This is a genomic window from Brevundimonas sp. CEF1 (assembly GCF_051353055.1).
Taxonomy (GTDB): domain Bacteria; phylum Pseudomonadota; class Alphaproteobacteria; order Caulobacterales; family Caulobacteraceae; genus Brevundimonas.
In genome coordinates, this window is the sequence record NZ_CP195593.1 from 2,722,869 (window position 1) to 2,745,343 (window position 22,475).

A 22,475-nucleotide genomic window follows, 5' to 3' on the forward strand; every position below is an offset into this window, starting at 1 on the left:
GCTGACCAGCCATGAGGAAAAGGATGCTATGGTGCGCGCTGCTCTGGCCGAGCAGGGCGACAGCGGGATCACCCCGCGCCATACGCTGTTCTATTTCTATGGCGACGGCGACCACGGCGACCTCAACGAGGTGGCCCGCCGCGCCGGGTTCCTGACACGGGGCCAGGACGACATGACCGTTCTGGAGACGACCATAGCGGTCGACGAGGCGTCGTTTTCGCCTGTGTCGGCCATGATGCAATCCTGGGCCGCGGCCTTCCAGCTCGATTACGACGGCTGGGAGTGCGCGGTCGTGACGAACTGAGTAACGCCGATGCCCAAGCGCACAGACATCAAGTCCATCCTGATCATCGGCGCCGGCCCGATCGTCATCGGCCAGGCGTGTGAGTTCGACTATTCGGGCGTCCAGGCCTGCAAGGCGCTGAAGGCCGAGGGCTACCGGGTCATCCTGGTCAACTCGAACCCCGCCACCATCATGACCGACCCGGAGGTGGCCGACGCCACCTATATCGAGCCGATCACCCCGGACATCGTCGAGAAGATCATCGCCAAGGAGCGCCCCGACGCCCTCCTGCCGACCATGGGCGGCCAGACCGCGCTGAACACGGCCCTGGCCCTGAACGCCTCGGGCGCTCTGGCGAAATACGGGGTCGAGATGATCGGCGCCAAGGCCGAGGTCATCGACAAGGCCGAGGACCGTCAGAAGTTCCGCGACGCCATGGACAAGCTGGGTCTGGAAAGCCCCCGCTCGCGCGCCATCCACCATATCGAGGAAGCCGACGACGCCCTGGCCTTCGTCGGCCTGCCCGCCATCATCCGCCCCAGCTTCACCCTGGCCGGCACCGGCGGCGGCATCGCCTACAACATCGAGGAGTTCCACGAGATCGTGGAGCGCGGTCTCGACCTGTCGCCGACCACCGAGGTCCTGATCGAAGAGTCGGTGCTGGGCTGGAAGGAATACGAGATGGAGGTCGTCCGCGACACGGCGGACAACTGCATCATCATCTGCTCGATCGAGAACGTGGACCCGATGGGCGTCCACACCGGCGACAGCATCACCGTGGCCCCGGCCCTGACGCTGACCGACAAAGAATATCAGCTGATGCGCACCGGCTCGATCAACGTCCTGCGCGAGATCGGCGTCGAGACCGGCGGCTCCAACGTCCAGTGGGCGATCAACCCGGCCGACGGCCGCATGGTCGTCATCGAGATGAACCCGCGCGTGTCGCGCTCCTCGGCCCTGGCGTCGAAGGCCACCGGCTTCCCCATCGCCAAGGTCGCCGCCCGTCTGGCCGTCGGCTACACCCTGGACGAGCTGCAGAACGACATCACCCAGGTCACGCCCGCCTCGTTCGAGCCGAGCATCGACTATGTGGTCACCAAGATCCCGCGCTTCGCGTTTGAAAAGTATCCGGGTTCGGAACCCCACCTGACCACGGCCATGAAGTCGGTCGGCGAGGTCATGGCCATCGGCCGCACCTTCCAGGAGTCGATGCAAAAGGCCCTGCGCGGTCTGGAAACCGGCCTGAACGGCTTTGACGAGATCGAGATTGAAGGCGTCGCCGACGCCGACGACGACGCGGGCGCCCGCGCCGCCGTCATCCGCGCCCTGGGCGAGCCCACGCCGGACCGCATCCGCGTCATCGCCCAGGCCTTCCGCCACGGCCTGACCGTGGAAGAAGTCAACGGCGCCTGCTTCTACGAGCCCTGGTTCCTGCGTCAGATCGCCGACCTGATCCGCACCGAGGGCCACGTCCGCGTCCAGGGCCTGCCCGCGACCGAGACCGAGTTCCGCAAGCTGAAGGCCAAGGGCTTCTCCGACGCCCGTCTGGCGGCCCTGACCGGCAAGACCGAGGCCGAGGTGCGCGCCGCCCGTCGTCACCTGAAGGTCCGCCCCAGCTTCAAGCGCATCGACACCTGCGCCGCCGAGTTCGCCTCGGCCACGGCCTATATGTATTCGACCTATGAGACCGGCGCCCTGGGCCAGGTCCCCGAGTGCGAGGCCGAGCCGTCGGACAAGAAGAAGGCCATCATCCTCGGCGGCGGTCCCAACCGCATCGGCCAGGGCATCGAGTTCGACTACTGCTGCTGCCACGCGGCCTTCGCCTTTGCGGACATCGGCGTCGAGTCGATCATGGTCAACTGCAACCCCGAGACCGTCTCGACCGACTACGACACCTCGGACCGCCTCTACTTCGAGCCGCTGACGGGCGAGGACGTGCTGGAACTGATCGACGTCGAGCGTTCCAAGGGCGACCTGATCGGCGTCGTCGTCCAGTTCGGCGGCCAGACCCCGCTGAAGCTGGCCCACGCCCTGCAAGAGGACGGCGTGCCGATCCTGGGCACCAGCGTCGACAGCATCGACCTGGCCGAGGACCGCGAGCGCTTCCAGCAGATGCTGCAGGCCATCGGCCTGCAACAGCCGCCCAACGGTCTGGCCCGCAGCGCCGAAGAGGCCGCCCAGAAGGCCGAGGAAGTCGGCTATCCCGTCGTCCTGCGCCCCTCCTACGTCCTGGGCGGCCGCGGCATGATGATCGTCCACGATCGCGAGCAGCTAGACCGCTACGTCCATGAGGCCATGCGTGTCTCGGGCGACGATCCGGTCCTGATCGACCACTATCTGAACCGCGCCACCGAGGTCGACGTCGACGCCCTGTGCGACGACGAAGACGTCTTCGTCGCCGGCGTGCTGGAACACATCGAAGAAGCTGGCGTCCACTCGGGCGACAGCGCCTGTTCCATGCCGCCCTTCTCGCTGCGTCCCGAGATCGTCACTGAGCTGAAGCGTCAGACCACCGCCATGGCCAAGGCCCTGAAGGTGCGCGGCCTGATGAACGTGCAGTTCGCCATCGAGGAGCCGCACAGCGACAACCCGCGCATCTTCGTCCTGGAGGTGAACCCGCGCGCCAGCCGCACGGCGCCCTTCGTGGCCAAGACCATCGGCCAGCCGGTCGCCGCCATCGCCGCCAAGGTCATGGCCGGCGAGAAGCTCTCCAGCTTCGGTCTGGTGGACAAGGAACTGGAGCATATCGCGGTCAAGGAAGCCGTCTTCCCCTTCGCCCGCTTCGCCGGCGTGGACACCATCCTCGGCCCGGAAATGCGCTCGACCGGCGAGGTCATGGGCCTGGACTGGAAGCGCGACGGCGAGGCCGATCTGGCCCCCGCCTTCGCCCGCGCCTTCGCCAAGTCTCAGATCGGCGGCGGCACCACCCTGCCGACCGAGGGCTGCGCCTTCGTCTCGGTCAAGGAGGCCGACAAGCCCTTCATCGTCGAGGCCGTCCGCTCGCTGCTGGACCAGGGCTTCTCGGTGATCGCCACCTCGGGCACCCACGACTACCTGAAGGCCCAGGGCCTTGAGGTCGGCCTGGTCAAGAAGGTGCTGGAAGGCCGCCCCAACATCGTCGACGCCATGAAGAACGGCGAGGTCCAGCTGGTCTTCAACACCACGGACGGCAAGCAGGCCCTGGCCGACAGCTTCTCCATCCGCCGCACGGCCCTGATGATGAAGATCCCCTACTACACCACCGCCGCCGGCTCCCTGGCCGCGGCCCAGGGCATCGCCGCCATCCGCGCGGGCGAACTGGATGTCCGCCCGGTGCAAAGCTACAACTGAGCCCTCGCGGTTTCAGCCTGATCCAGCCCCCGGTGCTCCAACGCCGGGGGCTTTTTCTTGACCAAAGCCCTCCCCCTCAAGGGGGGAGGGTTGGGTGGGGGTGCAGGCAGACCGTTTCCAATGAGGGCTCAGAGACGCCGCCCATGTCTCACGCGCCCAATCCAGAAGCGCCGCGCCCTCCCCCCCATCCCCCGCCCTTCCCCCTCGAGGGGGAAGGGAGCAGAAACTCAAGCTGGGCAAACAGAACCCCATGACCGACGCCATCCTCCCGTCCCTCACCCTCTTCTCCATCGCCAACCTCCTCGCCTTCAGCCTGTTCGCTGTCGACAAGGCGCGCGCCAGGGCCGGCGGACGCCGCATCCCCGAACGCACCCTGCTGACCGCCGCCCTGTTCGGCGGCCTCGGCGCCTGGCTCGGCCAGCAGCTTCTGCGCCACAAGACGCGCAAGCAGCCCTTCGCCGCCTGGCTGGGCCTGATCCTGACGCTCCACGCCCTCGCCCTGCTGGCGGGCGGCGTCCTCATCTGGCGCGGCTAGGTCGCAGCCTGACCCTTGCCGCCCCTCGCGAAAGGCATAAGCTCGCCGCAGGGATCAGGGGGACATCATGAAAAGACTATCGATCACGGCCGTTCTAGCGGCGGTTCTGGCGGCGAGCGCCGCGCCCGTATTGGCGCAGGACGCCGGACTGAAGGCAGCGGTCAAGGCGGACTATGACGCCAACCTCGGCGCCCTGTTCGACCACTTCCACCGCAACCCTGAGCTGTCGGGCATGGAGGTCCAGACCTCGGCGCGGATGGCGCGGGAGCTGCGCGCCCTGGGCTATGAGGTCACCACCGGCGTCGGCGGGACCGGCGTGGTCGCGGTGCTCAAGAACGGCGCAGGCCCCACCGTCATGATCCGCGCCGACATGGACGGCCTGCCTCTGGCCGAGAACTCCGGCCTCGCCAACGCCTCGACCGCGCGTCAGGTCGACTCGGACGGCGCCGAGAAGCCCGTCATGCACGCCTGCGGCCACGACGTGCACATCACCGCCCTGGTCGGCACGGCGCGTCAGATGGCGGCGCGTAAAGGGAACTGGTCCGGCACCCTGGTCCTGATCGCCCAACCGGCCGAGGAGCGCATCTTCGGCGCCCGGGCCATGATCAACGACGGCCTCTACACCCGCTTCCCCAAGCCGGACTACGCCCTGGCCTTCCACGTCTCAGCCGACACCCCGACGGGCAAGATCGAGGCGCCGCTGGGCATCACCTCGTCCAGTTCTGACAGCGTGGACATCACCGTCCACGGCGTCGGCACGCACGGCGCCTCGCCGCACCTGGGCGTCGATCCGGTGCTGGTGGCGTCGCAGATCGTGGTGTCTCTGCAGTCCCTGCGCAGCCGCGAGACCAACCCCCTGGACGGAGCCGTGGTCACCGTCGGCGCCATCCACGGCGGCATCAAGCACAACATCATTTCCGACCGCGTGGACATGCAACTGACGGTGCGCGCCGACAGCCCCGAGGTCCGCGCCCAGCTTCTGGACGGCATCGACCGCATCACCCGCAACACGGCCCTGGCCCTGGGCGTGCCCGAGGACAAGCTGCCGACCGTGACCCGTTCGGCGCTGGAGAACACCCCGCCCACCATCAACGACGCCGCCACCGCCGCCCGCGTCCGCGCCGCCTTCGTCGCCGGCCTGGGCGAAGACGTGCTGATCGACAAGCCGCGCGGAGGCATGGGCGCAGAAGACTTCGCCTATTTCGTCACCCCCGAGAGCGGGGTGAAGGGGGTCTATTTCAGCGTCGGCGGCACCCCCGCCGATCAGGTGGACAGCGCCCCCGGCCACCACTCGCCCCTGTTCCGCATTACGCCGGAACCGGCCGTGACATTGGGCGTCGAAGGCTCGGTCCTGGCCGCCGAAACCCTGATGCCCCGAACCTGAGTAGACCCGAACCTGAGTAGGCCTGAACCTCTGAACCGCCGGGCGGCTGATCCGTTCAGTCTCGGTCGCCCAGTCTTCACGGAGTTTCCCCATGCGTCTGCCTCGCCTCGCCACCCTCTTGGGGGGTCTGTTGCTGTCGCGGCGCGGGCGCGGCTTCGCCGGTCGCCATGCGGGCAAGCTGGCCCTGGCCGCCCTGGCCTTTGAACTGTGGCAGAAGCATCAGGCCAGCCGCCCCGGCGCCGCGCCTCGCTCGCCATCCGGCGCCAAGCCGAACGCCCGGCCTCATGCCCGCAACCGTTGGAGCGGCCGCTCCCGTCGTTGATCCGTCCCCTCTGGACGGACGCAGCGTCAAGCGCTCAAGCTGAGCCTTCATCAGACGGAGCGCGCCCATGATCCTCGTCCATCACCTGAACAACTCCCGCTCGCAGCGCGTGCTCTGGCTGCTGGAGGAACTGGGGCTTCCCTATGAGGTCAAACGCTATGAGCGGGACCCGGCCACCATGCTGGCCCCACCCGAGCTGAAGGCGGTCCATCCCCTGGGCAAGTCGCCGGTGCTGGACGACGGCGACGTCCGCGTGGCCGAGACGGGCGCCATCGTCGAATACCTGCTGGACGCCCACGACCCGGAGGGGCGGCTGCGCCCGGCGCGCGGCACGGCCGACGGGCGGCGCTTCACCTACTGGCTGCACTATGCCGAGGGCTCGGCCATGCCGCCCCTGCTGCTCAAGCTGATCTTCGGCCAACTGCCCAAGCGGGCGCCGGGCCTGGTCCGCCCCGTCGTCAACGGCATAGCGGCCAAGGCGCAGGCCAGCTTCATCGACCCGCAACTGAAGGCGCACGCCGACTGGCAGGAAGCCGAACTGGCCGCCACCGGCTGGTTCGCCGGGCCGTCGTTCAGCGCCGCCGACATCATGATGAGCTTCCCGCTGGAGGCCGCGGCCAGCCGCGCCATCGACCTGGCCGCCTATCCCCACATCGCGCGCTTCCTGAGCGCCATCCACGCCCGCCCCGCCTGGAAACGCGCTCTGGAGCGGGGCGGGGAATACGCCTACGCCTGAGGTCCGCGTTCGTCGATCACGGCTTCGGGAGGTCGCAACCCCGGCAGGGCGACAACGTTAACGACCCCATGCGCCTGTCCATCATTCAAGTCATCGCGGCCCTGGCCGCCGCCGTCTGCGTTGTCATCGCCTTCATCGCCGCGGGGGTCGGACTGATCTCCACCGTCTTCATGCTGCTGGCCGTGGCGGCGCTCGGCTTCATCGCCTGGACCGCGATCCGCCGGGCCGTGAGCCAGACCAAGCCCTGATCCGTCACGCCGATCATGCTCTTGAGTTTGGCTGAAGGGCGCCCTAGACTCTTGGCCCCGATCACGCGCGCCCCGTGATCGTGTCTGTGCTGATTTACGTCTCTCATTAGTCTCCGGGCGAAGCAAGAAACTCACGACACAATGGAAAAAGTGCCGATGACGGCCGAGGGCTACCGTGTCCTCGACGAACAGTTGAAGCAATTGAAGCAGGTCGAACGGCCGAGCGTCATCGCGGCCATCTCCGAGGCCCGCGAACACGGCGACCTGTCTGAAAACGCGGAGTATCACGCCGCCAAGGAACGCCAGGGCTGGATCGAAGGCTCGATCGCCGACATCGAGGACAAGCTGTCCCGTGCTCAGGTCATCGACGTGTCCAAGCTGTCGGGCAACCAGGTCAAGTTCGGCGCCACCGTCACCTATGTGGACGAGGACACCGAGGAAGAGGGCGTCTATCAGATCGTCGGCGAACACGAAGCCGACGTGAAGCTGGGCAAGATCTCCATCGCCTCGCCCATCGCCCGCGCCCTGATTTCCAAGGAAATCGGCGACGTGGTCGAGGTCAACACGCCCGGCGGCGTGAAGGCCTATGAAATCCTCAAGGTCGAGTGGAAGTAAGCCTTCCTCCGTCTGAGAAGGCCACAGGGGCGCGCGGTTCTGCCGCGCGCCCTCTGTCTGTCTGGGTGGTCTCGGACGGTCGCGCCGGCATCCAGAACCAGGCCCTGGGCCTGGCCGAGGCGGTCGCCCGTCTGACCCCCGCCGACATCGCCGTCAAACACGTCCGCTGGCGGCCCCTGTTCGACCGCTGGCCGTCCGGGCTGAAGACGCCCGCCATGCTGGCGCCCGGCTCCTTCAACCCGCGCGACGTGACCGACTGGCCCGACCTGTGGATCGCCACCGGCCGCGCCAGCCTGCCCCTGTCGGCCCGCGTCCGCGACTGGAGCGGCGGCCGGACCTTCACGGTCCAGACCCAGGACCCGCGCTGGAACAACGACGCCTATGACCTGATCGTCGCCCCCGCCCACGACAGCCTGTCCGGCGACAATGTCTTCGAGATCATCGGCAGCCCCCACCGCATCACGCCGCAAAGGCTGGCCGAGGCCGCGCCGGCCTTCGCCGCCCGCACCGCCCCCCTGCCCCATCCGCGCGTCGCCGTGATGATCGGCGGCCGATCCAAGGCCTTCGACCTGACGCCCGCCCATGCGGCGCTCCTGGCCGACCGGATCAAGGCGGCGGTTCAGGCGTCTGGCGGCTCGCTGCTGCTGACCTTCTCGCGCCGCACGCCGGGCGCCGCCCAGGCCGTCATGACCGAGCGCCTGTCGGCCCTGCCCGGCTGGATCTGGGACGGGACCGGCGACAACCCCCTGTTCGCCATGCTGGACGCCGCCGACCACGTCCTGGTCACCGAGGACAGCGCCAATATGGCCACCGAGGCCGCCGCGACCGGCAAGCCGGTTCACGTCCTGCCCATGATCGCGCTCAAGCCCGCCGGCAAGTTCGCCCGCCTGCACGCCGACCTTCGGGCCCACGGCGCCGCCCGCCCCTTCGACGGGATGCTGGAGGGCTGGACCTATGCCCCGCTCAACGAGACCGAGCGCGCCGCCCGCGCCGTGCTGGAGGCGATGCGGACGCTCTAGTCGCAGCCGCCCCCGCCGCCGCCATCCGACGAACAGCCGGCGTCGCTGGCCGACGACGAACTGGATGACCCGCTGTCCGGGATGTAGGTCGGATCGGACCCTGCGCCTTCGGCCTTCTTCTTCGACTGGGCCAGCATCGCCCCCATCAGGGCCACGCCCAGGCCGCAGCCGATGGCCACGCCCAGCGACAACCCCAGGGCCAGGTTGTCGGTCGCCACGCCGACGCCCACGCCAATCGCGACGCCCGCCCCGATGCCGATGGGCAGGAAGGCCGCCGCCTTGTTCCCCGACTTCATCCCGTCTCCCCCTCGATAAAGACCCGACCTAGCTGAGCGCCAGACGGGCCAGATTCTGATCGCCGCGCTGGCAGGCGGGACCGGCCTCGTCGCGGACCGACACCCCCGCCGCCGCCAGTTGGGCGCGGAAGGCCTGACCCGCGTCCGGCTGGGCTTCGCGGTCGTCCGTCGCCGGGGCGCCGGACGCCGGGCGACACAGGCTCAGGGCCGGGCTGGCGCGCCAGCGGGCCAGGGCCCAGACCGTGCGGGCGCGCGCCTCGGCGTCGCCCAGGTCCACCGACTTCGGCTCCTGCACCGGCGGCGTGACCCAGACGTCCACCCCGTCAAAGCGTCCGCGCAGGGCCGCTTCCAGAGCATAGGCGCTGTCCAGGTCCAACCCAGCGTCGGGCCGCAGCAGGACGATGGCGCGCCGCCCCTCGGCGTCGGTCATGACCGCATCGGTGGCGAAGGGCACGGCGTCGGCCAGACGGTTGCGCAGGGCCGCCGCCGGATCGGGCGCGGCGGTCTGACTGGTCTGGACGGCGCGGGCCGCCGCCTGCGGGTCGGCCACGACGATCTGGTCCAGGGTGGCGGTGACCGGGACATGCAGGGCCGCCGTCAGCCGCTCCTGCAGCCGGTTCTGGGCGTCCGCCACCAGCTTGCGCGTGCTGACCAGGGTCGAGACGGTCACGCCCTTCCCCTCGCTGCGCGCGTCCAGAAGCGTGATGCGGGATTCACCGCCGGCGAAGATGTCCTCGACCGCCAGCCGGGTCTCGGCCGTGGCCCGGCTCTCCAGGGCGATGCTGCGCAGCGACAGGGCCAGGGGAACGGCCAACAGGACGAAGACCACCATGACCGCCACCCCGCGCCAGGGCTTGGGCCGTTCCAGCAGGCGCGGCCGGAAGCCATAGAAGCCCGCCGTCACTGTCGCCGCCAGGGCGATGGCCACCAGGTTGGTCATGAACAGGAAGAAGGCGCCCGCCGCGATCGACAGGTCCCCGGTCCCCAGACCGAAGCCCACCGTGGCGACCGGCGGCATCAGGGCGGTGGCGATGGCCACGCCGATGATGGTCTCGCCACGCTGGCGGATCACCGCATAGGCGCCGGCCACCCCGGAAAAGACCGCGATCAGCAGGTCGAAGAAGTTGGGCCGGGTGCGGGCCAGGATCTCGGCCGTCGGCTCCTTCAGCGGCGACAGCAGGGTCAGCAGGACCGCCACGAACAGAGCCAGACCCACCCCGACGCCGAGCGCCGTCAGCGACTGCTTCAGCTCGCTCCAGTCCAGCAGGGCCAGGGAGAAGCCCAGGGCCACGATCGGCCCCATCATCGGCGAGACCAGCATGGCCCCGATGACCACGGCCGGCGACGACAACATCAGGCCCAGGGCCGCGATGGAGGCCGAAATGACCGTCATCATCAGATAGCGGCCGTTCAGCCCGCCGTTCTCATAGACGGCCTGCGCCACCTCGGGGTGTTCGACCCCGCGTCGGGCGCTGACCAGCAGGCGTCGCAGCAGGTTGCGGGTCTCGTGGGCGGCGGGATTTTCAGCGGTCATGACGCCTTCATATCGCTCCATGAAGCGTCACGGAACGTGGGGCGTCGCGAAATCGGGAATCAGCGCCTAAATAGGACCCATGACCCAAGCTCGTACTGTCCGCCTCGCCGTCATCGGTTCCGGTCCCGCCGGCTGGACCGCCGCCATCTACGCCGCCCGCGCCTCGCTGAACCCGGTGGTCATCGCCGGTCTGCAACCCGGCGGCCAGCTGACCATCACCACCGATGTCGAGAACTATCCCGGCTTCGCCGAGACCATCCAGGGTCCCTGGCTGATGGAGCAGATGCAGGCCCAGGCCCTGCACGTTGGGACCGAGGTCATCCACGACATCGTCACCAAGGCCGACCTCTCACAGCGCCCCTTCCGCCTGACGCTGGATTCGGGCGCCGAGCTGCTGGCCGAAACCGTGGTCATCTCGACCGGCGCCCAGGCCAAGTGGCTGGGTCTGGAGAGCGAGGCCGACTATCAGGGCTTCGGCGTCTCGGCCTGCGCCACCTGCGACGGCTTCTTCTATCGCGGCAAGCAGGTCGTGGTCGTCGGCGGCGGCAACACCGCCGTCGAGGAGGCCCTGTTCCTGACCAACTTCGCCGAGAAGGTCACGGTCATCCACCGCAAGAATGAGTTCCGCGCCGAAAAGATCCTGCAGGACCGCCTCTTCGCCCATCCCAAGATCGAGGTGGTCTGGGACGTGACGGTCGATGAAATCCTGGGCGTCGTCGACGGCGTGGCCCGCAACGTCACCGGCGTCCGCCTGAAGAACGTCAAGACCGGCGACCTGTCGGAAATCCCCGCCGACGGCGTCTTCATCGCCATCGGCCACGCCCCCTCATCGGAACTGTTCGCCGGTCAGTTGGAGATCAACTCCGGCGGCTATCTGCGGGTCAAGCCGGGCACGGCCGCGACCGCCATCGAAGGCGTCTACGCCGCCGGCGACGTGACCGACGACGTCTATCGCCAGGCCGTCACCGCCGCCGGCATGGGCTGCATGGCCGCCCTGGAAGCCGCCCGCTTCCTGGCCGAGGAAGACCACAAGGCCGCCCACACCCCCATCAGCCACAAGGAAGCCGAAAAGATCGGCGCCTGGTAGGCCTCGCAAGCCCATCCTCCCCGTCCGGGAGGGTGGGCGACGGCGCCCGGCGCGCCTAGGTCGACGTCCGATAGATGACGGCTGGTGAATGTCTGCTTTCGACCCTGAGCAGACATTCCGTTATAGGCCTAGAGGATGCTGCGAGAGCCAATCCTTGTGTCGTTCAGACATTCGCAGGACTTGCTCAACGTCGGGCAGAAAGAGATCAACGCCGCCGTCATAAGGAGCGAAGATCGCACCATTCGCGGCCATCCAAAGCGTCGGCCCGGCCTTCTCATCCGCCACTGCAAGAAGCAAATCGTCGAACCGACCAGACGACCAATTGGTTTGGACGGCGTACACCCGCCACGGGCGATCTTCGTCGTCTACGAGAAACGTTGAGACGAAACCTAACCCCAACTCGCGGGTGGCCCGGAAAGGATCGTATTGATCTGCTGCGTCGATCTCATTGGCGTGCGTCGTCCAATGGGTCTGAACAAGCCAGCACGGGTCCGCGCCAAGCACCTCCTCAGCTAGAGCATTGTGACGAGCCAATAGAATTGAACGCTCGTCGTCGGTGTCAGCATAGCGTTTCGAGGCGGGCAGCGAATGAAAGCGCAACCAGTTTTCCGCCCCGTCTTCTCGCAGCATCCAGCCGACCGGTCGTTCACCAGCGTGATACTTCGTCCAAGCATTTTCGAATGACATCTTGTGAGCGTAGCAGGCGAGCGCCTGTATGTCCGCTTTCCACCCTTAGCGGTATTTCAAAGCGACAGCCTTCGGGCTAGGCGGCAGGCTTGCCGACTTCCTCGACCGCCATGGCGGTGACGCCCGGCGGCGTGACCGTCACGGTCGGCGCGGGCGCGGCCTCATAGGCCTTCAGCCGCTCGTTGATGGCGGCGATCTCGTCCTTGCTGGCCTGGCGACGGCCGCCCAGGCTGGCGACGCCGACGACGCGGGTCTGGCCGTCGATCTCGACGGTGCGCAGCTGGTTCGGCGCGGCGCCCGCCAGGGCTTCCTCGACGCTGTCGGCGGCTGTGGCCAGCAAGACCCGGGGGCGAGCGAAGCGGGCCTCGTCGATGACCGGCTCACGGCCCGCCGACTTCTGGACGAAGGCGGCGCTTTCGCCCGGCGCGCCCTTCCAGCGATAGAAGATGTGCGCCCCGACCTGGGTGATCTTGGCCAGGGTCGGCGACCACCAGGGGTGGACATAGTCGGCGTGATAATGGGTCGCGGTGCCCACGCGGGTCGCCACATGACCGGCCAGGGCGCGCTCGGCCACGCGGGCGGCGCGGGTCCAGGCCCAGTTGATGGGGGCGCGGCTCAGGGCGCCATCGCAGGTGAAGCTGAACTGGCAGCCGGTCGTCCGCTCGGCCCCCTGATAGACGACGCCGCAGACCGTGGCCGGATAGTTGGGATCGCGCACCCGGTTCAGCACCACCTGGGCCACGCCCTCCTGCCCCTCGGTCGGCTCCAGCGCCGCCTCGTAATAGACGGCCTGGGTCAGGCAGCGCAGGGCGCGCCTGCGGTCGGCCTCGGTGGCGGGACGCAGGTCGAAGGGCCTGGCCGGCTGCAGGGCGCCGAAAGCATTGGGCATGGCCGCGTTCAACTGCTGGGCGGCCACGCCCGAAACGCCCGCGTCCAGGGACGGCTTGCCGCCCAGGCTCAGGCTCTCCCACCCCGGCGTCAGATCATAGAGCTCGGGCAGGTTCAGGGCCGGATCGAAGCGGCGGGCCACGGCCAGTTGCCCCGCATCCAGCCGCGCCATGACCAGGTCCAGGCCGCGCGGGGTCAGGTCCCCGCCGGTGGCGCGGGCCACGGCCTCGGCGGTGCGGTCGATATCCGGGCGCGGGCTGGAGCTGGCCGACATGGCCACGCCCATGACCGCCAGGCTGACAGCCATGACCATGGGCGCCGCGGCGATGGCCCGGCGTCCCGTGGTCTTCAGCGGCGGCAGTCGGCCTTTCAGCATCCAGCGTCCTGTTTGCGGCGCTGGCGCGCGCCGGAAGGCGATCTGAGTGATCCCTCAATCCGGCGCTTTTCAGGCCCGAAGATTACTGTTCCGTGAGGAGCCGTCGCGATCTAACGATCGCCCAGGCTGGAGCGCAGCATCCAGGCGGCCTTTTCGTGGGCGGCCAGACGCTGGGTCATCAGGTCCACGCTGGCCTCGTCGCCGACCTCGTCGGCGGCGTCCAGGGCGGCGCGCGCGGTGGCGATCAGCACGCCGTGGTCCTTGATCAGTTCCTTCAGCATCTCGCCGGCGTCCTTTTCGGGATCGCCGTCCTTGATCGAAGTCAGATTGGCGAAGGCCGAGGCGCTCTGCGGGGCCAGTTCGCCCAGGGCGCGGATGCGCTCGGCGATGTCGTCCAGCGCGGCCCAGATCTCATTGTATTGCTGCTCGAGCAGCTTGTGCAGGCTGAAGAACTCCGGCCCGCGGACGTTCCAGTGATAGCCGTGCGTCTTCTGATAGACGGCGAAGCTGTCGGCCAGGACCTTGGACAGTTCCCGCGCGACGTCGGCGCGTTCCTTGGGTTTCAGCCCGGTGTCGATAGCGGCGGTCATGGCGGCTCCTGTTTGCGTCGCTGTGAGAAAATCCAGCCTTGCAGTTAGGAAATCCGGACCGCGATCCAAGGGGGCGCGCCCGGTCAAGGCCGGAAACTTCGCCCCTGTAACGCTGCAGCCGCAGGGGCGTTGCAATACGCTTCCTTCTCCCCTTGCGGGAGAAGGTGGCCCGTCAGGGCCGGATGAGGGGTCTCGCAACGGCGGCTGAGGGCGGCGAGTCGAGCCTCGCGCAACCCCTCATCCGTCCGGCTTCGCCGTCCACCTTCTCCCGCAAGGGGAGAAGGGTCTATCGGGAGACGTCTGTTTAGCGCTGACGCGCCTTGCGGGCGGCGTAACGAGCGTCGCGCGCGGCCTTCTGTTCTTCCTTGGTCAGCTGCTTGCGCTCCTTGCGGGCGGCGCGCTTGGCGGCGTCGACCTCGTCCTGGGCGGCCATCTCGGCGGCCAGGCGGGCGGCTTCCTTCTCGGCCTTCTCGCGGCGCTGTTCGGCCTTCTCCAGCTCGAACTGCTGACGCTGGGCTTCCTTCTCGGCGGCGCGCTTTTCAGCCAGCTTCTCGAACTCGGGATCCTGGACCGTCGGCTTGGGCTTGAACTTGGCCAGCAGGGCCTTCTTGGCGTCCTGTTGAGCGGAGATGCGGTCGTTGAAGCCGGTTTGTTTGAGGTCTCGCATGCGTAGAGGCGGTCTTCCTTGAAACTCTGATGAGGGGCGACGCCGATCAATGGCGGCCCGGCGGGCGTGCGGATGCGCGAACGGCCCGGCGCGCTGCCAAAGCGGAATCCGACGCGGAAATCAAGCTCTGCCGCCGTTTTGAGGCGTCAAACACGCAATTTCGCGCCGAAATCGACGTCGGACAGGCAGATGGAGGTTTGCGGCGCCCCAGGCAAGCGGCGCCGCGGATCGCCTCTTATCGGTTCGGCTTGTCGATATGGCCGACGGCCGCGCCCGCCGCGCCGCCAACCGCCGCCCCCACCGGTCCGGCCACCACGGCGCCGGCGATGGCGCCGGTCGCCGCCTTCTGCTCGACCGTGTGCCCGCAGGCGGAAAGAGTCAGGGCCGAAACCCCCAGGGCGAAAACAGCGGCGACGCGGATCGTGGAACGGGTCATCAGGCGAAGAACTCCTTGAAATGGTTGAGCTTGCAACGCGGTCAAAGCCGTTGAGTTCCCATCTGAGGCCGGAGTCAGGCAGACAAGTAAACACCCCCACGCCAATAGGGTTTTGGCCCAACCTCGCCGGACATCGAAATCATCGCCTCGTAATCAAATACAGATGTCGGAAGATGTGCTTCAGCAAAAACTCGCCACATTTATCCATCGTCAAAACATCGTCTGTAGGACGGTAACGAATTGCTGCGCCGCAACAGCAATTGCCGAATCAACCACATTGAGGCCATAAACGGATGGCTTAAGGCCCGCCTTCCGGAGGTCGGCCGTTCGTCGATCTCTGGTCCGGAGCTGGTTCGCGACGCGTCATGTCGCCTGGTTTCGTTGAGTACGGGGGCGGCATCCTCGCCCTGCTGAACAGGACTACGCCTTTGAGTTTCTCCTCGCAGACGCGTGCGCTGATGCACGCCGCCCAATCTGTTCGCCTGCGCCCCAAGACGGCGGCTGCGGCGTTCGGCGGCGTCGTCAGCCTCGCCGTCGGTGGAGCCTATCTGGGCGGCGTCGCCGCCCAGGCTTCGACCGTTCGCGCCCAAGCTGAACGCCTGCAGGGCGCCGGCGCCGAGGGCTATACCCAGGAAGCCATGGCCGCCGCGGCCGGCGGCCTGGACGCCAGCGCCCTGGCCATCGCCGATCGTCACGATCCCTATTCCGTCGCCGGCGCCGCCCAGCGCGACCGCCAGGCCGAGCTGCTGACCGCCCGCCTCGACGAATCCCAGAACGGCCTGCGTCGCGCCAAACTGACCAACCCCGCCGCCCAGCCCTTCCGCCTCGGCGCCCCCCTGGATCAGTCGCGCGACCTCGATTGCCTGACCAGGGCCGCCTATTATGAAGCGCGCGGCGAAGGCGTGGACGGCATGCGCGCCGTGGCCCAGGTGGTGCTGAACCGCGCCCGCCACCCCGCCTTCCCCAATACCGTCTGCGCCGTGGTCTATCAGGGCTCGAACCGCAGCACCGGCTGCCAGTTCAGCTTCACCTGCAACGGCGCCATGCGCGGCGCCGTCAACCGCGCCGCCTGGAACCGCGCCCGCGACGTGGCCTCCAAGGCCCTGTCGGGTCAAGTTTACGCCGCCGTCGGCAACGCCACCCACTTCCACACCACCGGCGTCTCGCCCGGCTGGCGCAACAGCCTGATCCGGGTCGGCCAGGTCGGCGATCACCTGTTTTATCGCTTCGGCGGTCGTTCGGGCTCCAGCGACGCCTTCCGCTACACGCCGCGTCCCTCGACCAGCGCCGAACAGCCACGCATGATCCAGGCCAGCCTGACCACCGCCGAACCGGCCAAGGTCGGCGGCGCCGTGGCCTATACGGCTGTCCTGGCCCGCGAAGGCGCCAGCGTTCCGGCGGCGGTCACGACGGCTGCGACCACCCCCGCCGAGGCTGCGACCACGGAGTGATCCGGGTCGCGGCCGACCGCCCTCAGCGGTCCTGCGTCTTCCATTGCGGCGTCATGTTCTGCTTCAGGTTGCCGAACCGGCCCTGTTGACCCGTGTTGACGTCCGCGTCGCCGGGCTGGCCCGACTGGGCGCCCGTGGCCAGGTCGCGCCGATCCGCCATGTCCTGGATAGTGCGCGCGCCGTGATCGGCGAAGCTGCGCTGCTCCTTGGGAACCGTGGGGGACTTGGTCATGAACCTCTCCTTTCGCCCTCATGAAACGACCTCCGGCGCCGAGGCGTTCCCGGCCTGCTTCTTGCTATAAGCTCGACCGAACGCTCCTCTGACGTCCCGAGTAGGCCGCATGACCCAGACGACCACCGCCCCGGCCGCCCCCGCCAAGACGCGTGGCGGCGCGCTTGACGCCCTGCGCTTCGTCGCGGCCCTGTTTGTCGTGGTGTTCCATTTTGGCAGCTCCGCGCCGATCGAGCTGGAATCCATGCACGCCTTCCTGGGGCGCGGCTATCTGGCCACCGACTTCTTCCTGATCCTGTCGGGCTTCGTCCTGGCCAAGGCCTATGGCGCCGCCGTCGCCAGCCGCAAGGTCTCCCTGGCCCGGTTCTGGCTCAAGCGCCTGGCGCGCTGCTACCCGACCCACATCATCACCCTGGCCATGCTGGTCGCCATGGTCCTCGCCGCCGGCTGGCTGGGCCTGGCCCAGAGCAACGAGGGCCGGTTCGACCTGTCGGGCCTGCCCGCCCAGATCCTGCTGCTGCACGCCTTCGGCCTGGGCGGCGGTCACTGGAACATCCCCAGCTGGACCATCTCGACCCTGCTGATCTGCTACGCCTTCTTCCCCATGCTGTGGCGCGGCATGCTGAGGATCAACAGCCTCTGGGTCAGCCTGGGGCTGGGGCTGGCCATCATCGTCGGCTCCAACGCCCTCAGCCTGGCCCTGCTGGGCGAGCAGCAGTTCAGCCTGCCCTTCCAGTGGTGCATGTTCCGCGCCGCCCCCCTCTTCCTGGTCGGCCTGACCCTGGCGCGCGCGGTTCAGACCGGGCGCTGGACCAGCGGCTCGGCGCGTCTCGTCGGCTTCGGCGGCGGCGCCGTCCTGCTGGCCAACGCCTGGCTGGTGGGGCCGGATCTGATCAACGTCCTGGCCATCTGCGCCGTCATCATCGGCTGTGGCGCCTCGCCGGTGACCAAGCCCATCCCCGGCGCCGAATGGGGCGCCAAGGTCAGCTTCTGTCTCTTCATGGTGCACACCATCACCGGCGCCGTCTGGTTCGACGTGGTCGAGCCCCTGGCCGCCCGCCTGCACCCGGCGGTCGAGAGCGTGGCCTGGGAGGCTTGGGCCATGTGGCTCGGCGCCCTGGTCTTCACCCTGATCGCCTCGGACCTCTACAACCGCTTCATCGACGAGCCGATCCAGAAGTGGATCGGCCGCAAATGGTTCGCCCGGCCGGTCAGTTCGCGTCCAGACCCACGTCCAGTTGCGGAACCGAGTGCGTAAGGGCGCCGACCGAGATCACGTCCACCCCGGTCGCGGCGATGGCGGCCACGGTCGTCAGATTGACCCCGCCTGAGGCCTCCAGCACCACAGGGCCGAAGGCGCTGCCCTTCACCCGGCGCACGGCCTCTTCCAGATCGGCCAGACTGAAGTTGTCCAGCATGACCACGTCGGGGCGTTCCGGCAGGACCTCGTCCAGCTGAGCCAGACTGTCGACCTCGACCTCGACCTTCATCAGGTGGGGCGCGAAGTCCCTGGCGCGGCGCACCGCCTCGCCTGCCCCGCCGCAGACGGCGACGTGGTTGTCCTTGATCAGAATGGCGTCATCCAGTCCGAAGCGATGGTTCAATCCGCCGCCACAGGCCACCGCGTGCTTCTCCAGCGCGCGCAGGCCGGGCGTGGTCTTGCGGGTGTCGGCGATGCGGGCGCCGGTTCCCGCCACGGCCTGGACATAGGTCCGGGTCAGGGTGGCGATGCCGCACATCCGGCCCAGCAGGTTCAGCGCCGTCCGTTCCGCCGCCAGCAGGGCGCGCGCATCAGCCTCGGCCTCGACCAGCACCGTCCCCGCCTCGAAGGCCTCGCCGTCGGCGACCTTGATCGTCACCGTCGCGGACGGGTCCATGGCGTGAATGGCGATCCGCACCACGGCCCCGCCGGCCATCACCCCGGCCTCACGCGCGGAAAAGACGGCGCTGAAGCGGGCGTCCTCGGGGATACAGGCCTGGGCTGTCACGTCGCCGACGCGGCCCAGGTCCTCAGCCAAGGCCATCCGCACGACGGGTTCGATCAGCAGGTCCGGCAGGGTTCGGGTCATGGTCTCAACGTCTTTCATTTCTCGCCGTCATCCCGGGACGCGAAGCGGACCCGGGACCCAGGCGTCAGACTATCTCAGCCGCCTGGGTTCCGGCTCGCGCCTGCGGCGCGTCCGGAATGACGGAAGAATGGGTCATGCGGGTGTGCAAGGCCGTCGGCAGGCTATCCGGATAGTCGGCGCGGAAATGCCCGCCCCGGCTCTCGCGCCGGTTCAGCGCGCCTTCGGCGATCAGCCGCGCCGCCGTCAGGACCACGGCCTCGGGATGGGCCTTGGCCAGCCGGTCGATGACGACGATCAGGGCGCTCAGCCCCTCCTCGTCGCGCACCACCCCCGCGCACCGGGTCATGGCGGCGCGCAGCTCGGCCATGGCTTCGGGCGGCAGGTCCGTGGACGCCCGCGCGGGCCTCAGCGGCACCTTGCCCGGCTGCACCTCATGCGCCGCCGCCCGCCCAGCGCGCCGTCCAAAGGCGCCCGCTTCCAACAGGGAGTTGGAGGCCAGACGGTTGGCGCCATGCACCCCGGTCGCGGCGCATTCGCCAATGGCGTAGAGGCCGGGGACGGTCGTCCGCCCCTCGTCGTCGGCGACGATGCCGCCCATGTGGTAATGGGCCGCCGCCGCCACCGGAATGGGGCTGACGCGCGGGTCCAGCCCGGCGCGCATGCAGGCGGAAAACACCGCCGGAAACTCGTGCGGGAAGGCCTCGCCCACGGCTTTGGTCGCATCCAGAAACGCCCCGCGCCCGTCGGCCCGCGCCGCGTGCACCGCCCGCGCCACGATGTCTCGCGGCGCCAGATCGGCGTCTTCGTCCGCGCCCAGCAGATAGGCGCCGGTCCCGTCGATCAGCCGCGCCCCCTCGCCGCGCAGGGCCTCGGTCGCCAGCGGGGCCGGGTCGAGGCCGACGTCGATGGCGGTCGGGTGGAACTGCACGAACTCGGGGTCGAGAATTTCAGCCCCCGCGTTATAGGCCAGGGCCAGACCCTCGCCGCGCAGGGCCGAGGGGTTGGTGGTCACTTCATAGAGACCGCCGACGCCGCCGGTCGCCAGGACCACGGCAGGTGCGAAGACCTCGTCCACACGGCCGCCGGATCGTTCGATCAGGGCGCCGCGCACCCGGCCGTCCGCGTCCTGGATCAGGCCGCGCAGCCGCCCGTCTTCCCAGATCTCGACATGCTTCGACGCCCGCGCCGCCGCCACCACCGCCGACAGGATGGCCCGCCCCGCGCCGTCGCCGCCGACCCGCGCCACGCGCGGCAGGCTGTGCGCCGCCTCCAGCGACACGGAGAAACCTCCCGCCTCGTCCCGGTCGAAGGGCGCGCCCAGCGAGGCCAGCCACTCCACCGTCTCGCGCCCGCGCTCGGTCAGGGCGCGCGCCGCCTCGGGCTCGACCAGGCCTGCCCCCGCCCCCTCGGTGTCTTTCGCGTGCAGGACCGCGCTGTCCCTGGGCGACAGGGCCGCCGCCAGCCCGCCTTGCGCCCAGGCCGAGGAACAGGCGTTCAGCAGCAAATCCGGCGTGACCACCAGAGCCTTCGCCGGCGCCGCCTCCAGCGCGGCCGACAGCCCCGCCAGTCCGCCGCCGATGATCAGCGGCCCCTCATGCCGGATGCGCGCCATGCGTCTAGCGGCCTCCCACGCCGATGAATCTCAGGCCCATGTCGAAGGCCGGCTCGACCGCGCCGCCGGTCAGGGGCAGCAGGGCGCCGATGGCCGCCGCCGCACAGATCGCCGCCGTGGCCAGATAGAGAGCCAGGCTGCGCCCCGCCTCGGGCCAGCTCAGCCGCCCCCAGGCCGCGCGCCAGACGCCACGCTTCAGATGGCTGATCACGGCGATGCCGAGGAAGACCGCCAGAATCAGCCGCCCCGTCGACAGGCCCCACCAGACGGCCAGACCGCCGACGGCTAGAAGCGCCACCTGCTCCAGTCGCGGATGCACCCGCGTCAGCACCGGGCCGAGCGCCTTGGACCCGTCCAGCGGCGGGGCGGGCAGCAGGTTCACCAGATTGATCATGGCGATGAAGAAGGCCGCCATCAGCCACTCGGGCGACCGCAGCCACAGGCCCGCCGCCACGAAGGGGATCATGGCGATCAGGCCGAAGGCCGGTCCCGCCAGCGACACCAGCACCCCGTGCCACTCGCTCTTGGGCTCGCGCTGGGCCTTGGCCATGCCGCCGAGGAAGGGGATGATGTAGATGCGCGCCGGCCCCATACCGAGGCGGTTCATCGCCAGCACGTGCCCATATTCATGCACGAACAGGCCGAACAGGACGCCGCCCGCCACCACGACGCTTTGCGTGATCCACCACAGAAAGCCCGCCATCAGCAGGGTCGAGGCGATGGCCCAGCCCGGATGCTGGCCCTTGTCCTCTTGCGGCGCAGATCGACGCACAGGTTCAGGCGCCGCCTGTTCGGGCGGCAGGTCCCAGGGACCGGGACGACGGATTGGTGTGTCAGTATCGCTCATGGCGTCGAACTGGGCTTGCAGCGAGCGACCCGCAACGGGCCGCATCGCCGCAGGACCTCAGATCAGCTCCACATCGACGTGGTGTTTGGCCTTGAACAGGTCGTAGCGCGCCGGGACGGCCGGCGGCGGCAGGTCGATCATCCGCTGCACGGCCAGACGCCCGCGCTCGGCCATGTCCGGCTCCACCGTCACCTCGAACTGCATGTCACGCAGGCAGTCGCGGATGTTCTCCAGGGTGATGCGCTTCATGTGCGGGCACAGGTTGCACGGGCCGATGAAGTCGACGCCGGGCACGTCGCCCTTGACGTTCGAAGCCATCGAACACTCGGTGATCATCACCACCTGCTTGGGCTTGCGATCGACCACATAGTCGATCATGGCCGCCGTCGAGCCGGCGAAGTCCGACGCCGCCAGCACGTCCTCGGGGCATTCCGGGTGGGCCAGAATCTCCGCGCCCGGATAGGCGGCGCGCATGTCGGCGATGTCGTCGGCGGTGAAGCGCTCATGCACCTCGCAGCGGCCCTTCCAGGCGATGATGCCGACATTGGTCTGGGCCGCGACGTTGCGCGCCAGGAACTCGTCGGGGATCAGGATGACCTTGTCGACGCCCCACTCCTTCGCCGCCCATTCCACCACCTGCACGGCGTTGGCGCTGGTGCAGCAGATGTCGGTCTCGGCCTTCACGTCGGCGGTCGTGTTGACATAGGTGACCACCGGCAGACCGGGATAGCGCTGCTTGATCAGGCGCACGTCGGCGCCCGTGATCGAAGAGGCCAGCGAGCAGCCCGCGCGCAGGTCGGGGATCAGGACGGTCTTGTCCGGCGACAGGATCTTGGACGTCTCGGCCATGAAGTGCACGCCCGCCTGAACGATGACCTTGGCGTTCGAGCGCGCGGCCTCCTTGGCCAGGCCCAGGCTGTCGCCGACATAGTCGCCGACCCCGTGGAAGATTTCCGGCGTCATATAGTTGTGGGCCAGGATGACGGCGTCGCGCTGTTTCTTCAGCGCATTGATCTCGCTGATCAGCCTGGCCTGTTCCGGCCACTCCAGCGGCGTCACCAGACCCTTGACCTTCTCCCAGACGGGAGCGGTCTCTTCCGCCAGTTCCTTCGACAGACCGAAAGCGCCGTCCGCCATCGCCTCAACTCCCTTGCGGCCGTCTGCGCGGCCCCGACTTATGCTCAAAGTTAGCATAAGCAGGCGCAATGTAGGCCACCCGGCGCGCGGCGCA

Annotated in this window: 24 protein-coding genes; 12 read left to right on the top strand and 12 right to left on the bottom strand. The window is 68.7% G+C overall.

Going from position 1 to position 22,475, the window contains the following annotated elements; genetic code table 11:
- Nucleotides 1-28: 28 nt before the first annotated feature.
- From ACR9FL_RS13780 to ACR9FL_RS13820, 9 genes are all read left to right on the top strand, one after another.
- A complete protein-coding gene (locus ACR9FL_RS13780) occupies nt 29-304 on the top strand; it encodes a hypothetical protein (protein ID WP_178823261.1) in 276 nt (91 codons plus the stop codon).
- A 9-nt stretch (nt 305-313) separates the two neighbouring features.
- On the top strand, nt 314-3,613 hold the full coding sequence (gene carB, locus ACR9FL_RS13785; protein ID WP_436355985.1) for a carbamoyl-phosphate synthase large subunit: 3,300 nt from the start codon (nt 314-316) through the stop codon (nt 3,611-3,613).
- Nucleotides 3,614-3,863: 250 nt separating this feature from the next.
- Nucleotides 3,864-4,148: a DUF1294 domain-containing protein gene (locus tag ACR9FL_RS13790; RefSeq protein ID WP_436355986.1), complete on the top strand. Its 285-nt coding sequence runs from the start codon at nt 3,864-3,866 to the stop codon at nt 4,146-4,148.
- 67 nt (nt 4,149-4,215) lie between these two features.
- On the top strand, nt 4,216-5,532 hold the full coding sequence (locus tag ACR9FL_RS13795) for an amidohydrolase (protein ID WP_436355987.1): 1,317 nt from the start codon (nt 4,216-4,218) through the stop codon (nt 5,530-5,532).
- Nucleotides 5,533-5,623: 91 nt separating this feature from the next.
- Nucleotides 5,624-5,854, top strand: coding sequence for a cysteine protease (locus tag ACR9FL_RS13800; protein WP_296178082.1), 231 nt, complete (start codon nt 5,624-5,626; stop codon nt 5,852-5,854).
- A gap of 67 nt (nt 5,855-5,921) precedes the next feature.
- The gene (locus ACR9FL_RS13805; protein ID WP_436355988.1) at nt 5,922-6,590 is read left to right on the top strand and encodes a glutathione S-transferase; all 669 of its coding nucleotides are present in this window, start codon (nt 5,922-5,924) and stop codon (nt 6,588-6,590) included.
- A 68-nt stretch (nt 6,591-6,658) separates the two neighbouring features.
- Nucleotides 6,659-6,838: a hypothetical protein gene (locus ACR9FL_RS13810; protein ID WP_296178077.1), complete on the top strand. Its 180-nt coding sequence runs from the start codon at nt 6,659-6,661 to the stop codon at nt 6,836-6,838.
- Between the two features lie 141 nt (nt 6,839-6,979).
- On the top strand, nt 6,980-7,453 hold the full coding sequence (greA, locus tag ACR9FL_RS13815) for a transcription elongation factor GreA (protein ID WP_105564745.1): 474 nt from the start codon (nt 6,980-6,982) through the stop codon (nt 7,451-7,453).
- 65 nt (nt 7,454-7,518) lie between these two features.
- Nucleotides 7,519-8,472: a mitochondrial fission ELM1 family protein gene (locus ACR9FL_RS13820; RefSeq protein ID WP_436355989.1), complete on the top strand. Its 954-nt coding sequence runs from the start codon at nt 7,519-7,521 to the stop codon at nt 8,470-8,472.
- Here the strand turns inward: ACR9FL_RS13820 and ACR9FL_RS13825 are convergent.
- A complete protein-coding gene (locus tag ACR9FL_RS13825) occupies nt 8,469-8,768 on the bottom strand; it encodes a hypothetical protein (protein WP_436355990.1) in 300 nt (99 codons plus the stop codon). The genes ACR9FL_RS13820 and ACR9FL_RS13825 overlap by 4 nt on opposite strands.
- 28 nt (nt 8,769-8,796) lie before the next feature.
- Nucleotides 8,797-10,302 carry a TIGR00341 family protein gene (locus ACR9FL_RS13830; protein ID WP_436355991.1) on the bottom strand — a complete coding sequence of 502 codons (1,506 nt, stop codon included), beginning with the start codon at nt 10,300-10,302 and terminating at the stop codon, nt 8,797-8,799.
- 79 nt (nt 10,303-10,381) lie between these two features.
- Here ACR9FL_RS13830 and trxB point away from each other — a divergent pair, with 79 nt between their 5' ends.
- Nucleotides 10,382-11,389, top strand: coding sequence for a thioredoxin-disulfide reductase (trxB, locus tag ACR9FL_RS13835; RefSeq protein WP_296178354.1), 1,008 nt, complete (start codon nt 10,382-10,384; stop codon nt 11,387-11,389).
- 120 nt (nt 11,390-11,509) lie between these two features.
- Here trxB and ACR9FL_RS13840 read toward each other — a convergent pair whose 3' ends face one another.
- The 5 genes from ACR9FL_RS13840 to ACR9FL_RS13860 all read right to left on the bottom strand — a co-directional run bounded on the left by ACR9FL_RS13840 (nt 11,510) and on the right by ACR9FL_RS13860 (nt 15,033).
- The gene (locus ACR9FL_RS13840; protein WP_436355992.1) at nt 11,510-12,076 is read right to left on the bottom strand and encodes a DUF3885 domain-containing protein; all 567 of its coding nucleotides are present in this window, start codon (nt 12,074-12,076) and stop codon (nt 11,510-11,512) included.
- A 76-nt stretch (nt 12,077-12,152) separates the two neighbouring features.
- The gene (locus tag ACR9FL_RS13845; RefSeq protein WP_436355993.1) at nt 12,153-13,340 is read right to left on the bottom strand and encodes a cell wall hydrolase; all 1,188 of its coding nucleotides are present in this window, start codon (nt 13,338-13,340) and stop codon (nt 12,153-12,155) included.
- A gap of 110 nt (nt 13,341-13,450) precedes the next feature.
- A complete protein-coding gene (locus ACR9FL_RS13850; protein ID WP_296178359.1) occupies nt 13,451-13,930 on the bottom strand; it encodes a Dps family protein in 480 nt (159 codons plus the stop codon).
- 304 nt (nt 13,931-14,234) lie between these two features.
- Entirely contained in the window at nt 14,235-14,597 is a 363-nt protein-coding gene (locus tag ACR9FL_RS13855; protein ID WP_105564738.1) for a DUF6481 family protein, read from the bottom strand.
- A gap of 235 nt (nt 14,598-14,832) precedes the next feature.
- Nucleotides 14,833-15,033 carry a hypothetical protein gene (locus ACR9FL_RS13860; RefSeq protein ID WP_436355994.1) on the bottom strand — a complete coding sequence of 67 codons (201 nt, stop codon included), beginning with the start codon at nt 15,031-15,033 and terminating at the stop codon, nt 14,833-14,835.
- Nucleotides 15,034-15,398: 365 nt separating this feature from the next.
- Here ACR9FL_RS13860 and ACR9FL_RS13865 point away from each other — a divergent pair, with 365 nt between their 5' ends.
- Nucleotides 15,399-16,484, top strand: coding sequence for a cell wall hydrolase (locus ACR9FL_RS13865; RefSeq protein ID WP_436355995.1), 1,086 nt, complete (start codon nt 15,399-15,401; stop codon nt 16,482-16,484).
- 22 nt (nt 16,485-16,506) lie between these two features.
- Here ACR9FL_RS13865 and ACR9FL_RS13870 read toward each other — a convergent pair whose 3' ends face one another.
- On the bottom strand, nt 16,507-16,716 hold the full coding sequence (locus ACR9FL_RS13870) for a hypothetical protein (RefSeq protein WP_105564736.1): 210 nt from the start codon (nt 16,714-16,716) through the stop codon (nt 16,507-16,509).
- Nucleotides 16,717-16,825: 109 nt separating this feature from the next.
- Here ACR9FL_RS13870 and ACR9FL_RS13875 point away from each other — a divergent pair, with 109 nt between their 5' ends.
- The gene (locus tag ACR9FL_RS13875; RefSeq protein WP_436355996.1) at nt 16,826-17,974 is read left to right on the top strand and encodes an acyltransferase family protein; all 1,149 of its coding nucleotides are present in this window, start codon (nt 16,826-16,828) and stop codon (nt 17,972-17,974) included.
- Here ACR9FL_RS13875 and nadC read toward each other — a convergent pair.
- The 4 genes from nadC to nadA all read right to left on the bottom strand — a co-directional run bounded on the left by nadC (nt 17,928) and on the right by nadA (nt 22,381).
- Nucleotides 17,928-18,785: a carboxylating nicotinate-nucleotide diphosphorylase gene (gene nadC / locus ACR9FL_RS13880; RefSeq protein ID WP_436358162.1), complete on the bottom strand. Its 858-nt coding sequence runs from the start codon at nt 18,783-18,785 to the stop codon at nt 17,928-17,930. The genes ACR9FL_RS13875 and nadC overlap by 47 nt on opposite strands.
- 64 nt (nt 18,786-18,849) lie before the next feature.
- Nucleotides 18,850-20,397: an L-aspartate oxidase gene (locus ACR9FL_RS13885; RefSeq protein WP_436355997.1), complete on the bottom strand. Its 1,548-nt coding sequence runs from the start codon at nt 20,395-20,397 to the stop codon at nt 18,850-18,852.
- A gap of 4 nt (nt 20,398-20,401) precedes the next feature.
- Complete coding sequence (locus tag ACR9FL_RS13890; RefSeq protein ID WP_296175581.1) at nt 20,402-21,289, bottom strand: metalloprotease; 888 nt, start codon at nt 21,287-21,289, stop codon at nt 20,402-20,404.
- A 12-nt stretch (nt 21,290-21,301) separates the two neighbouring features.
- Nucleotides 21,302-22,381, bottom strand: coding sequence for a quinolinate synthase NadA (nadA, locus tag ACR9FL_RS13895; RefSeq protein WP_436355998.1), 1,080 nt, complete (start codon nt 22,379-22,381; stop codon nt 21,302-21,304).
- Nucleotides 22,382-22,475: the final 94 nt, after the last annotated feature.